This window comes from Actinomadura sp. KC06 (assembly GCF_004348735.1).
In the GTDB taxonomy this organism is placed as follows: Bacteria; Actinomycetota; Actinomycetes; order Streptosporangiales; family Streptosporangiaceae; genus Spirillospora.
In genome coordinates this window covers 17,800-33,061 of record NZ_SMKT01000102.1, presented here as the reverse complement: position 1 = coordinate 33,061, position 15,262 = coordinate 17,800, and the positions used below count along the sequence as shown (strand labels likewise).

The following is a 15,262-nucleotide window of genomic DNA, read 5'->3' as shown; positions in this document are numbered from 1 at the left end:
GCCCCCACCGGAACGGCCCGCCGCCGCTGCACCCCCACGACGGCGGCGCGATGAGCCGCTACACCGAACGGTACGAGTACGACCCGGTCGGGAACCTCCTTCAGATCGTGCACGCGGTCGCCGACTCCGCCACCCCCGGCTGGACGCGGACCTACCGCTACGACCAGGAGAGCCTCCTCGAACCCGGCGTCATGGGCAACCGCCTCGGCGCCGTCGACGGCGTGCGACTCGACCACGACCCGCAGGGCAACGCCACCGCGCTGCCCGGCCTCGCCTTCCTGAGCTGGGACGCCGAAGACCGCCTGCACGTCACGGCCCACCGCCCGCCAAGCGGCGAAACGCCGCCCGAGGCCACCTGGTCGTCCTACGACTCCGCCGGAACGCGGGTGCGGAAGGTCACCGACCGTCCCGGCCCTGACGGCGAGCGGATCCGCGTCCGCGAGCGCCTCTACCTCGGCCCGTTCGAGGTGTTCCGCGAGTACGCGCCGGACGGCGAGGTGACGCTGGAGCGGACGACCCTGCACGTCCTGGACGAAGACCGCCGCGTCGCGCTCATCGAGAAGCGCACCCGCGGCGACGACAAGGGGCCGGAACTGCTCGTCCGGCACCAGCTCGACGACCACCTCGGCTCACCGACGCTGGAACTCGATCAGCAGGGGCGCGTCCTCACCCAGGAGGAGTTCCACCCGTACGGCAGCACGGCGTACGAGACCGTGTCCAAGGGCGCGCGGGCCGCGCCGAAGCGGTACCGGTTCACCGGACGGGAACGCGACAAGGAAAGCGGGCTCCAGTACCACGGCGCCCGGTTCTACGCCCCGTGGCTCGCCCGCTGGACCAGCCCCGACCCGGCCGGGACGAAGGATTCGCCGTCCCCGTACGTGTACGTCGCCGCCAACCCCGTCCGCCTCACCGACCCGTCCGGCCACGAGGGCGTCGAGCCGCGCCAGCTCAACCTGGCCGAGACGCTCAAGCAGGAGGTCGTCGCGACCCGGACCGGACGCGGCATCAGCCAGGCCCTGCGCCGCGACCTCCAGGCCATGTGGGAATGGTGGGGCGGGCACGGCAAGGTCGACGCCGGGCACGTCGGGAAGGCGCAGTGGGAGCTGCGCGCGGGCGAGCGCGGGCTCGTCGCCGCGCAGCCGTTCGCGGAGAACCGGTCGCTCGGCGTCCTCGAACGGGTCCGGGCGGGCGCCGCGCGGCTCGCCGGGAAGTTCGCCCGCAACGCCGAGGGCGTCGACGAGGGCGTGTCCGCCGGGAAGCGCTTCGGCCGGGCCGTCCGCGCCGCCTGGCGGGACGACGCCGCGTTCAAGGCCTTCCTCAAGTCGTGGAAGCCGGGCGCGGCCGGGACGGCCGCGACGGCCGCCGCCGAGACGGGCGGCGCGGCGGCCGCCCAGGCCGGGGCGCTGGCCGAGTCGAGCGCGCAGCTGTCGCTCTCGTTCGAGGCGGCGGAGGCCGGCGGGGCCCGCGTGGCGACGGAGGTCGAGTCGGCCCTGGCCGCGAGCCAGGCCGGGACCAAGGTCAGGGTGGCGGACTCAGTGGTCGAGGCGGCCAAGACCGCCGCCCCCGCCGCGGAGGAGGTCGGCGAGGTCGCCTCGGCGGTCAGCAAGGGCGGCCGGGTGCTGCGCGCGGCCGCGCCTGCGCTGCGCGTGGTGGGCAAGGTCGCCGGGCCGCTGGCCGTGGCGGCGAGCGTGCACCAGATCGCGACCGCGCAGACGACCGCCGAGAAGGCCGACGCGTCGGTGGGCGTGAGCAGCGCCGTGCTGGGGCTGTCCGCGAACCCGGTCACCGGCATCGCCGCGGGCGGTCTCGTCGCCGGCGGCTATGTCGGCGGGAAGGTCGAGGGCGCCGTCACCGAGGCCACCGGCAGCCGCGAGGCGGGCGTCGCCGCCGGCACCCTCGCGGGCGCCGCGACGGGCGCCGCGATCGGCGCGGTCGTCGGGTCCATCGTGCCCGGCGTGGGCACCGCCGTCGGCGCGGCCGTGGGGGCCACCGCGGGCGCCGTGGGCGGATTCATCAAGTCGTACTGGAAGTAGGGGAAAGGACGAGGCCCATGCCCACTCTCATCATCGTGAGGCTGCGCCCCACCCGGCCGGTCGACGGCGCGGGCTTCACCGCGGCGCTGGCGGGACTGACCGTCGAGGCGTTCGACCTCGGCTTCGGCTCGACCGTCGACGGCGTCCCCCTCGGCAAGGCGAGCGGGGTGTTCACCTCGACGTCGATCGCGGATCTCACCGTCGACCTCACCACCACGGCGATCGTCCAGCATTTCGTGGACATCGGCATCCCGCCGAGCCCGCCGACGACGCGCGAGCCCGCGGCGGCGGCCACCGCGGTGATCGTCGCCAACCCGCCCGCCGGCCACCCCGAATACCCGGCGGGGACCGCCTTCGACCTGCGGCTGAAGCTCACCCGGAGCGGCAAGCAGATCGCCGACCGGCGGATCGACTTCAACGCGTCCGTCGTCACCGTCGGAACGCTGCCGACCCTGCTGACGGACGTGGTGGAGCTCGCGCCGAGCGCGTACGCGGTGCTGCCCGCCGTCGCGTCCGGCGCGGGCACGCACCTGGAGCTGCCGCCGGACGGCGCGCCGCCCGACTTCGCGTCCCTGGTCGACGCCGTCGACGCGGTCCTCGCGCTCGACCCCGCGGACGGCCGGACGATCGCGCAGCGCACCACGCTCAGCGCGGCGCAGGCACGGCACGTCGCCGCGGAGATCGAATGGGACCGGACGATCTACCCGCCGCCGCCCGAGCCCCGCTCGCTCGCCGAGATGTACACCACCCCGCAGCCCGACCCGCTGGTCAAGCCCGAGGACGCCGACAACGACCGGCGCCGCTTCGAGGCCGAGATCGAGGGCTACTACGCGACGCACGACGGGAACGCGCTGCGGCTGACCGGGTACATCTACGCGGCCTGGGCCGCGATGATGTGCGAGCGGCTCAGCGCGGGGGAGAACCTCACCGGTCCCGGCCCGGCGCAGGGGCCGGTGGACGGGGCGCGCCAAGCCCTGCTGACGTTCCCGCTGGCGTCCGGCACCGGCGACGGGACGACGCTCAAGCACGCGTCCGTGCTGCTCACCGGCGACCCGGCGGGCACCGTGCTCAATCCGCCGTTCATCGTCCCGGCCGCGTACTTCTATGCGCTCGGCGCGCAGCTCCCGCCGCAGGTGGACGTGTCGCAGCGGTTCGCGATGGCGAGCGCCGACACCGAGGCCAAGGTGCTGGTGACGATCGAGACCGCGATCGAGGCGGGCACGGTCGGGGCCTCCGAGGCGCCCGCCGCGACGGCCGGGTCCACGGCCGCGCTCGTCCCGGCGCAGGCGGCGCGGCGGCTGCGCGCCATCGGGCAGGCCGCGGCGCCGGCGCCGCCCGTCGCGCTGAACGCGTCCGTCCGGCCGCTCGTCGACGCCTGGCTGGCGCACGCCGGGCCGACCCCCACCATCGACGCCGACTTCTGGGAGCCGGCGACCGCGTCCGGGCCCGGCGCCGCCGCGTACCTCAGCCTGCTGCTGCACGCCGTCACCGGCGGCTTCGCGCCCCTCATCACCGCGATCACCGCCGAGCTCGGGGTGACCACGGCGGCCGGGCTGCGGGCGGTCACCGACGAGCGGTGGCGCGCGCTGTTCCTGCCGCCGGGCGCGCCGCCGCGCCTCGACCTGCTGCCGCCGTTCACCGAGGTCGGAACGGCCAGCACCCCCGAGGACAGGGTCGACGCGTTCCTCCGGCATCTGCGGCAGTTCTTCACCGTCCCGTTCTCCCCGGCGTCGGCGACGACACCGGCGGCGGGGGCCCCGTCCACGCTGGAGCGGCCGACCCCCGACATCTTCGCCGCGTTCGAGGCGCGGTACGCGGCGCACGGCGGCGGCACGTACACGCCGGGCGCCCCGCGCGACCCCGACGCGACGCGATCGGCCGTCCTGGACGTGTTCCCCGGCGACCCGCAGGCCCGGACGTGGCTGCTCGCGGCGCTCGACGCGATCGACGCGCTGCACGTCCTGACCGCGTTCGCGGCGCCCGGCGAGCCGGCCGCCGAGCTGCGGTTCTCGCTGATGGAGGCCCTGTACGCGCGGGGGTTCACGACGGTCGAGGCGGTGACCGCGCTCAGCCCGGACGCCTTCGCGCAGGCGTTGGAGGGCACGGTCGCGTACCCGTTCGCGGCGGAGATCCAGGAGGCGGGGGGCGGGTCCGGGTCCGAGCCGACGGGAGAGGGCGAGGGGTTCGCGCCGGTCAACCCCGGGACGCTCACCGACTGCCTGCCGCCCGAGCACCTGTCCCCGTTCGGGCTGGTGGCGTATCTGAGCGAGCTGCTGCGGCTGTCGGCGGCGAGCACCTGCGCGGAGCCGTTCCCGGCGGAGGAGGAAACGCTCGGCGGGCTGCTGGAGGAGCGCCGCGGACCGCTCGGCGACCTGCACGCCACGGAGGCGAACCTCGCGACGCCGGTCCCGTCCGTCGACCTCGTCAACGAGAGTCTGGAGCATCTCGCCGCCGCGGTGGCCAGTGGTGGGACGCCGTCCGGCGCCGTCTTCGACACGGCATCGGACGAGGTCGGCGGGCACCCCCTCACCGGCCCCGACGCGCACGACCCCGGCACGCTGCTCGCGGCCATTCCGGAGCACTCCGCGCCGTCCGCGCCGCTGCCCGCCGCCTACGCCGCGCTGCGCGATGACGCCGGGTCGCCGCTGCTGCCCTACGACCAGGCGCTCGACACCGTCCGCTCCTACCTCCGGGCGGCGGGCACCAGCCGATACGAGATCATGCGCCGGTTCCGCAAGCGGATCACCGAGTTCGCGCTCGACCCGGCCCACGAGCCGGACGGGTTCGCGGCGTACCGGTGGCGGTACCCCGTCCGGTTGGAGACGGCGCTGGAATACCTGTGCCTGAGCGCGCACGAGTACGCGATGTTCTTCACCCGGACGCCCGGGGAAGAGCCGACCGAAGGCGTGCCGGCGGCGTGGCGGCTGTACGGGTTCACGGGGCCCCGCGTCGGCAGGACGCACTGGTCGAAGACCGCCGTGCTGCTCCCGGAACTGCTCGCGCGGACCGGCCTGGAGTACTGCGACCTGGCCGAGCTGCAGCGGAGCGAGATCGTCCCGTTCGACCTCGTGGAGATCCCCCGGCAGCGGCGCGGGCGCGGTGGCGACGACGACGGAGACGGGCGGATGCCGGACTGCCCGCCGTGCCATCCGGAGGGGTACCGGGTGCGCTTCCTCGGCGAGCGCGACGACGCCGACCGCTCCGCCGCGCTCGTCCGGCTCGCGCTGGTCGTGCGCTTGTGGCGCGCCCTGCGCGGGCGGTGCAGTGGAGGGTTGTCGTTCCGGACGCTCGCCGACATCGACGCCGTCCTGTCCATGTTCACGGCAGAGGGAGCGGTGAACCCGGACTTCCCGCGCCAGCTCGCCGCGCTGCTCATGCTCTGCGACGATCTCCGGCTGCCCCTCGGCGGCGGCGACGAGGCGGGCCCGCTGGGCCGGATCCCGCTCCTCGCCCTGTGGGTGGACAGCGCCACCCACGCCGAATGGACGCACGCGGTCGGCCTCCTCCTGGACGGCGTCGAAGAGACCGCCGGACGGACGAACCCCGACCTGGAGACGACCCCCGAACTCATCAAGATCATCGGCGCGAACCTGAACCCGCTGTCGGTGCTGTGCGGCTTCGACCCGGACACGCCGTCCGACACCTGGCATTCCCGGCCCGCCGCCACGCTGCGGTTCGCCGAGGCGCTGCTGAAGATCTACCTGTCCCCGTTCACGGTCGGCGAGCTGCTGTTCCTGTTCACCACGGACGGCCATCTCGGCGGCGACGACCCGTTCCCGCTGCAGGACCGCAACGAGGCCGCCGACGACCCGCTAGGACTGGGTGACACCGAGCCGTTCGACGGCCAGGGCCCGCACTCGCTGTGGACGCTGCGCGCCGCGCTCGGCGACGTCGAGGTGCCCGGCGAGGAGGCCGCCTCCTGGACCTGGACGCGGATCGCCGCCTCGCTCCGCGCCGACTTCGGATACACCGCGCCCACCGGCGCTCCCGACCCCTTTGACCTGCTCGGCCGCCGCTTCTTCGCCGCCGAGCTGCGCCGCCGGGGGATCCCCGTGAGCGCGGCCGAGACGCGGTTCGCGGTGCCGCTGCCCGCCGCCGACACCTCCCCGGACATGTGGGCGGGCGGCCCGCCGGAAGGCGGCTTCGCCTACGACCGCGCCACCGAGGAGCTGTACTGCCTTCTGCCGTTGCGGGACACCGACGTCCTCGGCCGATTGCTGCGGTTGCGTCCGCTCAATCCGGTCGAGCGCCGCGCCGTCCGCGACCTGTACTTCGCGCCCCGGGCCGCGTGGGCGCCGTTCGCCGCGCTGTTCGAGAACCCGGTGCAGGCCATCGAATCGCTCGTCCAGGAGGGCGACGACGACTCCCGCTTCGCCCTGTTCCAGCAGGCGTACGCGCTGTTCGTACGGCGCTGCCGGGTCATCGCGGAGCACCTCGCCCGGCACGTGCTCGCCGCGACCGGCGCCGAGCCGGGCGACCCCGGGCCGACGGCGGACGCCGCGTGGCTGATCCTGCGCGGGCTCTGGGCGGACGAGAACTTCGGGCTGACCCCGTGGGAGGACGACTCCGGAGCCCCGCCGGACGTCACCTGGCCCTGGCGTCCGGGCGCGGGCGCCTTCGCCGCGCTGCTCGGCCTGCGCGGAACCGGCATCGTCGGCACGTACCGTCCGGACGTTCCGCGCGGCGCTCTGCGGTGGCGGGAAGTCCGCGGGCCGCTGAGCGCGTTCGGGGACGTCCGGAACGCGTTGAACGCGCCCGTGCCGACCGTCCTCCCGGCGATGGACTTGGAGCTGACGGAGGAGCAGGAGCGGTACGTCAGCGTCCGGAACGGTCTCGCACTCCTGGACGCGACGGGCGAGCCGCTCGGCGGGGCCGAGCCGTTCGCGGTGCGCTGGCACGGCGTCCTGCTGGTGGAGCACGAAGGCGTCTACCGCTTCAACGCAGGCCAGACGCCCGGGCACCACGCCGACGACCACGATGAGCATGGGGATTGGTGCGAGGGGCGGCGCTGGCGGGTCGTCCTGCGCCGGGGGCAGCGCACCTGGGCCGTCCTCAACCACGGGATGCCGGGCGACGAGGCGCCGGGCCACGTGTCCGGACCGCTGCGGCTGCGGCGCGGCGCGTACGAGATCACGATCGAGGCCCGGCAGGTCGAGCCGACGTTCACCGGACGCGCCGACACCGAGCCCGCCCGCACCGGATTCCGGTTCGGCTACGCCGGGCCCGACACCGGCGACGCCGTCACCGCCCTCCCGTTCGACCGGCTGTTCCGTCCGGCGAAGGCCATAACGCTCGGCGACGGCGTCGTCCGTAACCCGACCCTGGACACGGACGCCGCCTCGGACGCGACGGCGGCCGGAAGCACGGTCGCGGGCGCGGCGGGGCAGGCCGCGGCGTTGTCCGTGATCCGGCCGGGGGAGAACGCCGCCGCCTGGCTGAACGGCCTCTACATCAGCAGCCTGCGCGACATCCGGCGCACCTACCAGCGGGCCTTCAAGGCGCTGCTCGTGGCGCACCGGTTCGGGCTGTCCGCGCAGCCGGTGCCCGGCTACCGGCAGTCCGAGCTGGGATACCTGCTCGCGCATGGCGAGACGTTCGCGGGGACGTCCCATCTCCGCACCGGGGCCGCGACCTTCGGCACCCACCGCGCCTGGCTCTCGCCCGACCTGCTGCCCGTCGGCGACCCGTACCTGACCAACGTCGTGGACGACCAGCGCAGCGACCCTGGGCGTCCCCGCCAGGCCGCGCTCTTCGACGTCTGGGAGCGCCTCTACGACTACCGCGACCTGCGGCACGACACGCGGGCGGCGCGCGAGCGCCCGGCCTGGCTGCTGTTCGCCGAAGTGTCCGAGCAGCAGCCGGACGACCCGGTCAACCTCCTGCGGCACCTCGGCGTGGACGCCCGGCACGCGCCTCTCGTCAGCGCCTACTTCGACGTCCCGCCCGACCCGTACCGGCTGGGCCCGCACGACCTGGAGGACGAGCGCTGGGCGATCCGCGCCTGGCTCGGCTCGCGGCTGCTGCACCGGGTGACCGCCCGCCTCGTCCCGCGCGACATCGGCGCCGCCCGGCCCTACCTGTGGGCGGCCGACGACCCCGGCGCCCCGGTCGGGACGCCGCCGCTCTCGGGCACCGCCGACCTCATCCGGTTCGTCGAGGACGCCTACATCGAGAACGGGCAGCCGCGCCGCTACACCGACCTGCGGCAACTGAACGACGGCCTGCGCGAGCGGGCCCGGCGGGCCTTGCTGGCCTACCTGAGCGGCCCGGGACGGTTCGCCGCCGCGCCCGGAGACCTGTCGGACCTGCTGCTCCAGGATGTCCAGGCGGGCCTCGTCCAGCGGGTGACCCGGATCGAGGACGGCGTCGCGGCCGTCCAGGCGCTCGTGCAGCGCGCGTTGCTCGGCGCCGAGCCGTCGCTGCCCATTCCTTACGCGCTGCGCAAACTGTGGCGGAACCGTTTCGCCACCTTCGCGCAATGGCGTGCGTGCGCGCAGCGCGAGGCGTACCCGGAGAACTGGATCGAGTGGGACGACCTGCTTGAAGCGCGCCGGTCGGAGGCGTTCCGCACGCTGGACGCGCGGCTCCGCGAAGACTCGCTCACCGTCCCGGTTCCCGGCGGCCTGGCCTGGTGGCGCGGAGCCCGTCCGCCTGAGCACCCAGCCCTCACCCTGCTCCAGGACGGGACGCTCGCGGTTGAGCGGCTGCTGTCTCCCGCGCCGGAGGGTCTCGGGCTGCTCGGCACCCCGGCCCCGCCCGCGCAACCGTCCTGGCTGGCCCCGATCGCCCTCCCCGCAGCAACCAACGGAAACGGCCACAACGGCAACGGGAATGGCAATGGGAACGGGAACGGCGACAACGGGAACGGAAACGGCGAGGGCGATGGGGCAGTCGATCTCCACGCGCCCCAATCCCTGGCGAAACTGACCTCCCGCGAACTCGAAACGGCGGACATGCAGGGGCGGGCGCTGCCGCTGTGGCTGACGGCGGCGATCTCGCTCGGTGTCCCGTTCCTCCGGATCGCGGCGGCGGGCATCCCGCCCGCGTCGGCGCATCTCGCCCCGTTCGGGCACGCCGCCGACTGCTGCCGGGACTGCGGCGAAGACCGTCCCGAGGACGGCATCGACGAGTACTACTTCTGGTTGGCGGGCGCCGCGCAGTACGACGACGCCGACGCGGCCCAGGACGCCGACGCCGGTGTCGTGGTCTCGACCCCGGAGGGCCCCGCCGACCAGACGTCCGACTGGCATCGTCCCGACAAGCTGCCCGGCCTCCTCGCCTGGCCCCCGGACGACGGCGCGCACCTGTACTGGTGCCGCGTCCGCAACGGACGGTTCGAGCCGCCGCGCCGGAGCGCCGAAGCGGTGCGCCTGCGTCCAGGCCACGGCGCGCTGCGGCTGGTGTTCGAGGGCCGGACGGGCGACTCGCTCCGCTTCACCGTCCCGGACGCGCAACCGCCGACCGGTCACTCCGACCCCACCACGCCGGGATTCCGCTACGACATGCCGCCGGACGACGCGGTCGTCCTGCCCCTGGTCACGGCCCCCGACCCGCCGGACGTCACGTACCCCGGCGCGATGGCGGCCTACCCGTACTTCACGATGCGGCCGCCGGGCGCACCGCTCCTGCCCCTGTCGCCGTTCCCGGTCGCGTCGGCGGTCGCGGGCGCGCTGCGCGCCCACTGCCGCCATGAGGCGGCGCTGGCCTGGTACGGCCTCGCGTACCGGCCGCTGGAGTCCGACAACACCTGGCGGACGTCCTCGTTCGGCACCGAAGTGGCGCGGCGTCAGGACGTCGTCCTGTCCTATGCCGAAACCATCGCCCAGGCCGCGGACGCCGCGTTCGGTCGGGGCGACCTGGAGGGTGCACGGCAGGCCCGCGTCCTGCTCGACGTCCTGTCCCGCCTGCTCGGCCGCCCGCCGAGGCGGATCGCCGCCGAGCCCGACGACGACCCCGCCGAACTCGCGGACTTCTTCGCCCGCCCCGCCCCTCTCAACCCGCGGCTCCTCGCCCTCTACGACCGGGCGGGCGACCGGCTGGCGCTCGTCCGGCACGACATCGACGCCCACCGGCTGCACCGTGGCCCCGACGTGCCCGCCGACGCGGGGGACGTCTGCGCGGACGGCTGCGACGGCACGTCCTGCCACGGTCCGGTCGGCCCGTACCGGTTCACCTTCCTCGTCGAGAAGGCGCTGGAACTGGCCGGAGAGGTCCGCGCGCTCGGCGCGGGCCTGCTGGCCGCCTACGAGAAGGGCGACGCCGAGGCCCTCGCCTCACTGCGCGCGACGCACGAGCGGCAGCTCACCGAGCTGGGCCTGCGGACGCGGCAGTTCCAGTGGCGGGAGGCCGACTGGCAGGTGCAGGCGCTGCAGAAGACCAAGCAGGGGGCGCTGACCAGGCTGGCGTACCACCAGGCGCTCCTCCGCGCGGGCAACAACGCGGGCGAGCTCGGGTACGAGGCCATGACCGTGGTGTCGACCGCCTCCCGGATCGCGGGCAACGTGTCCGAAGGCATCGCCCAGGGCATCGGCCTGTCGCCCGACTTCTGGCTGGGCGTCGCGGGCTTCGCGGGCACCCCGCTCCAGTTCAACCAGTTCCCGCTGGGCAACAAGCTCGCGGCGGGCTTCAGCACGGCCGCCCGGATCCTGAGCTCGGTCGCGGAGAACGCGGGCACGACCGGTGGCCTCAGCCTCACCGAGGGCGGCTGGCAGCGCCGCGACGACGAGTGGCGGCACCAGGTCCAGGTGATCGGCGTCGAGCTGCAGCAGATCGAACGGCAGATCCTCGCCGCCGAACGGCACCGGGACGCGGCGCTGCGCGACCTGAACGTCCACCAGCGGCAGATCGAGAACGCCCGCGAGGTCCAGGACTACCTGCGCGACCGGTTCTCCAGCGCCGAGCTGTACCTGCACCTGCAACGCGAGACGGCCGCGCTGCACCGCCAGATGTACGACCTCGCGCTCCGGGTCGCGCGCCGGGCGCGGCGCGCCCTCGTCCACGAACTCGGTCCCGGCGCCCCGGCCCCCGCCCTGCCCTCGCCCGCCTGGGACTCGCTGCGCGACGGCCTCCTCGCGGGGGAACGCCTGCACCTGGCGCTGCGCCGCATCGAGACCGCCTACATCGAGGAGAACTGCCGCGAGTACGAGCTGGCCCGGCACCTGTCCCTGCGCGCCGACTTCCCGATGGCGTTCCTGCAGCTCCAGCAGACCGGCTACTGCGAGATCGAGATCCCGGAATGGCTGCTCGACCTCGACCATCCCGGCCACTACATGCGGCGGATCAAGAACGTCACGCTGACGATCCCGTGCGTGGTGGGCCCCTTCACCAGCATCAACTGCCGCCTGACGCTGCTGAGCAGCCAGACGCGCGTCGACCCGTCCCTGCGCGACGCACCCGCCCGCTGCTGCGACGCTCCGTCCGTCCCGGCCGCGCCCGGCCCCTGCCGCTGCCCGGCCGGCGGGACGCTCCGCACCTGCCCCTGCGCGACCGGCGACTGCGCGAGCTGCGGGTCGGCCTGCGATCCGGTCGCCGGTTACGACCCCGGCCCGGACGACCCCCGCATCGTCCGCGCCTACGACGCGACCGAGGCCATCGCCACGTCCAGCGGCCAGAACGACTCCGGCATGTTCGAGCTGAACTTCCGCGACGAGCGCTACCTGCCGTTCGAGTTCCGCGGCGCGGTCAGCCGCTGGCGGCTCGAACTGCCGCCCGAGGACAACCGCTTCCCGCTCGGCAGCCTCAGCGACGTGGTCATGCTCGTCAACTACACCGCGCGGGAGGGCGGCGACGTCCTGCGCGCCGCCGCCCGTGCCGCCGCCGCGCACCGGCTCCCCGGCTCTGGGCTGCGGCTCATCGACGTCCGGCGGGACCTCCCGGACGACTGGTACCGCCTCCAGACCCCGGACCGCCGCTGGCCGCTGCGCCTGACCCGCGAGCTGTTCCCGTACGTCCCCGGCGGCTGCGACCTCGGCGTCACGCGGGTCGAGCTGTTCATCGAACTGGACGACCCCGGCTGCACGTCCGTCCTGCCCGCCCTGTTCTTCCCCGACCACGCCCACGGGCCGGACGAACCGTGCACCTGCTCCGGCATCCCGGTCGACTGCGTGACGAGCGCCGACTGGCCCTGCCTCTTCCACGGGGTCCTGGACGCCGACCTCCCGGTACGTCCCCACCCGTCCGGCGATCTCCTCTTCCCGTCCCTTCCGGGCAAGATCACCGCCCTTCACCTTCTCTGCGCCTACGAGACGAAGGGAGCACCCGCGAAAGCCGATTCCAGGTGAGTTCGGCCCATCGGGCGGTCAGCGGCGCTTGGCGGTGAAGGTCAGGTGGGTGACGCCGCTCGGTGTGGAGACCGCCTCGATGTCGTACGCCTCCTCCAGCGACTCCAGGCCGTCCCAGAGGCGGACGCCGCGGCCGAGCACGATCGGGACCTGGACGAGGTGCATGTGATCGACCAGCCCCTCGGTGATGAAGTCGCGCACGACCGAGGGGCCGCCGCCCAGGCGGACGTCCAGGCCGCCGGCGGCCTCGCGGGCCGTCTGGAGCGCCTCGGCGGGCGAGGCGTCCAGGAAGTGGAAGGTGGTGCCGCCTTCCATCTCGATGGACGGCCGCGGCCGGTGGGTGAGCACGAAGACCGGCGTGTGGAACGGCGGGTTCGCGCCCCACGGGCCCTTGTAGTCGGGGTCGTCCTGCCAGCCGGGCGGGCCGAACTTGCCGGCGCCCATGATCTCCGCGCCGATGCCGTGACCGTGCATCGCGGCGAACGCGTCGTCGGCGCCGGCGCTGCCGCCCTGGCCGCCGCCCATCTCGTACCAGAACCGGGTGGCGAACATCCACTCGTGCAGGCGGTGGCCCGCGTGACCGAACGGGGCGTCCTGGGTCTGGCCCTCGCCGGTGGCGAAGCCGTCGAGCGAGATCGAGAAGTTGTGAACGCGGACGTCGGACATCGGAGTCCTCCTTCGAGCCATCGGCACCCCTGCGGTGCCGTCACGAGAAGGTCGGAGCCGATCCCGCCGTCTCGACATCTACCCCGCCATGTCCGCCTCTACCTGACCCGCGTCTGGGGCGACCTGTTCTCCACGGCCTGCTTGTAGAGGTGGCCGGCGCGGTAGCTGGAACGCACCAACGGCCCCGACATCACGCCATCGAAGCCGATCTCCTTGGCCTCGGCCGACAGTTCTACGAACTCCTCGGGCTTCACCCAGCGCTCCACAGGGTGATGCCGGGGGCTGGGGCGCAGGTACTGGGTGATGGTGATCAGATCGCATCCCGCCCGGCGCAGATCCCGTAGGGCCTGCGACACCTCGGCGCGGGTCTCGCCCATGCCCAGGATCAGGTTGGACTTGGTGACCAGGCCGTCGGCGCGGGCGGCGGTGATGACGTCCAGGGACCGCTCGTAGCGGAACGCCGGACGGATCCGCTTGAAGATCCGCGGCACCGTCTCCACATTGTGCGCCAGGACCTCCGGCCGGGCCGAGAACACCTCGGCGAGCCGCTCGCGGTCGGCGTTGAAGTCCGGGATCAGCAGTTCGACGCCGCAGCCGGGAACGGCGGCATGGATCCGCCGGACGGTCTCCGCGTACAGCCACGCCCCGCCGTCCGGCAGGTCATCGCGGGCCACGCCGGTCACGGTCGCGTACCGCAGGCCCATCGTCGCGACCGACTCGGCCACGCGGCGCGGCTCGTCCCGGTCCAGCGGGGCGGGCCTGCCGGTGTCGATCTGGCAGAAGTCGCAGCGCCGGGTGCACTGGTCGCCGCCGATGAGGAACGTGGCCTCCCTGTCCTCCCAGCATTCGGAGATGTTGGGGCAGGCGGCCTCCTGGCACACGGTGTGCAGCCCCGCGGAGGTCACCAGCAGGTCCAGCTCCCGGTACCGCGGGCCCGCGTGGGCGCGGACGCGCAGCCACTCCGGCTTGCGCTCGATCGGGACCTCGGCGTTGCGCGCCTCGATGCGCAGTGGCCTGCGTCCGGTGGTCACGTGAGCTGCCCTTCCAGTGCGGGGACGATGTCGCGGATGACGCGCGTGCGAGCCACGACCCTGCCGCCGCGCAGGACGATCCGGTCCTCGCTCGCGGCGGCGACGGCCTCGTCCAGGTCCGCCGCCCGGATCGCGAGGAGGTCGGCGGGGCTGCCGACGGCCGGCGCGACGGGCGGAAGCCCGAGGGCGGCGCGGGCGTGCGCGGTGACCGACTCCCACGCGTCGGCGACGGGCAGGTGCGCGGCGGCGACCAGGAGCGACGCCGTCTCGAACGGGTCGATGCGGCCGAGCGGGTTGAACGGGTCGCGCCAGTTGTCCCCGCCGCCCGCGACGACGACTCCGGCCGCGCGCAGGGCCGCCACGGCGGTCAGGCCGCGCGGTGTGCGCGTGGGCTCGGCGCGGCCCTGGAGGTAGAGGTTGGTCTGGGGGAGCGTCACCACGGCGATGCCCGCGTCGGCCAGCGCGCGGCTCACCTCGCGGCAGGTCGCGGGGTCCTGCTGGCCGAGGCTGACACAGTGGGAAGCGGTGGCGCGTCCGTGGAGGCCGCGGCGGGCGACCTCGTCGGCGAACCTTCGCAGGGTGAGCATGTCCGGGTCGGTGGTCTCGTCGAGGTGCAGGTCGAGGGGCAGTCCGGCCTCGTCCGCGGCCTCGGCCAGGGTGCGGACGGCGGCGTGGGGGTTCGGGTCCAGGGCCGGGGCTCCGCCGACGACGTCGGCGCCCAGCTCGATGGCCTCGGCGAGCAGGCGCCGGTTGTGGCGTCCGGCCGCTCCGGCGACGGGCGCGGCGGTCAGCGCGACGATCTGGAGGTCGACCAGCCCGGCGGCGTTCTCGCGCAGGTCGGCCAGCGCGCGGACGGACCGGACGCCGATGCCCTCGCCGACGTCGGCGTGCGAGCGCACGGCGGTGTATCCGTGGGCCAGCGCGGTGTGCAGGGCCTCGGTGGCGCGGGAGCGGACGTCTGCCTCGTCCATCGTCGCGTAGGCCGACCGGATCGCGGTGACCGCTCCGTCCAGGTCGCCGGACGGGTTGGGCGCGCGGCGGGCCAGCAGCGCCTTGTCGAGATGGGCGTGCGGTTCGGCCGCGGCCGGTAGCAGCAGGTATCCGGCCAGGTCGAGACGGTCGGCGGTGGCCGCGCGGGGGTCGGCGGCGGCGTCCGCGCCGAGCGCGGCGACGCGCCCGCCGGCGATCAGGACGTCGGTCGTCCCGCCCCCGCGTATGGCGGCCCGTTCCAGAAGCACGTGGTCGATCATCC

5 protein-coding genes are annotated in these 15,262 nt (G+C 74.4%); 2 read left to right on the top strand and 3 right to left on the bottom strand.

From position 1 onward, the window contains the following. On the top strand, positions 1–2,033 hold a 2,033-nt coding region (locus E1287_RS28210), incomplete at its 5' end, for an RHS repeat-associated core domain-containing protein (RefSeq protein WP_131968112.1). Positions 2,034–2,050: 17 nt separating this feature from the next. Beyond that, positions 2,051–12,313, top strand: coding sequence for a neuraminidase-like domain-containing protein (locus tag E1287_RS28205; RefSeq protein WP_131968111.1), 10,263 nt, complete (start codon positions 2,051–2,053; stop codon positions 12,311–12,313). 18 nt (positions 12,314–12,331) lie between these two features. Here E1287_RS28205 and E1287_RS28200 read toward each other — a convergent pair whose 3' ends face one another. The 3 genes from E1287_RS28200 to E1287_RS28190 all read right to left on the bottom strand — a co-directional run bounded on the left by E1287_RS28200 (position 12,332) and on the right by E1287_RS28190 (position 15,248). After that, the gene (locus E1287_RS28200; RefSeq protein WP_131968110.1) at positions 12,332–12,979 is read right to left on the bottom strand and encodes a dihydrofolate reductase family protein; all 648 of its coding nucleotides are present in this window, start codon (positions 12,977–12,979) and stop codon (positions 12,332–12,334) included. Between the two features lie 98 nt (positions 12,980–13,077). Continuing rightward, a complete protein-coding gene (lipA, locus tag E1287_RS28195) occupies positions 13,078–14,010 on the bottom strand; it encodes a lipoyl synthase (protein WP_131968109.1) in 933 nt (310 codons plus the stop codon). After that, the gene (locus tag E1287_RS28190; RefSeq protein ID WP_207934513.1) at positions 14,007–15,248 is read right to left on the bottom strand and encodes an amidohydrolase family protein; all 1,242 of its coding nucleotides are present in this window, start codon (positions 15,246–15,248) and stop codon (positions 14,007–14,009) included. The genes lipA and E1287_RS28190 overlap by 4 nt, the downstream gene beginning before the upstream one ends. Positions 15,249–15,262: the final 14 nt, after the last annotated feature.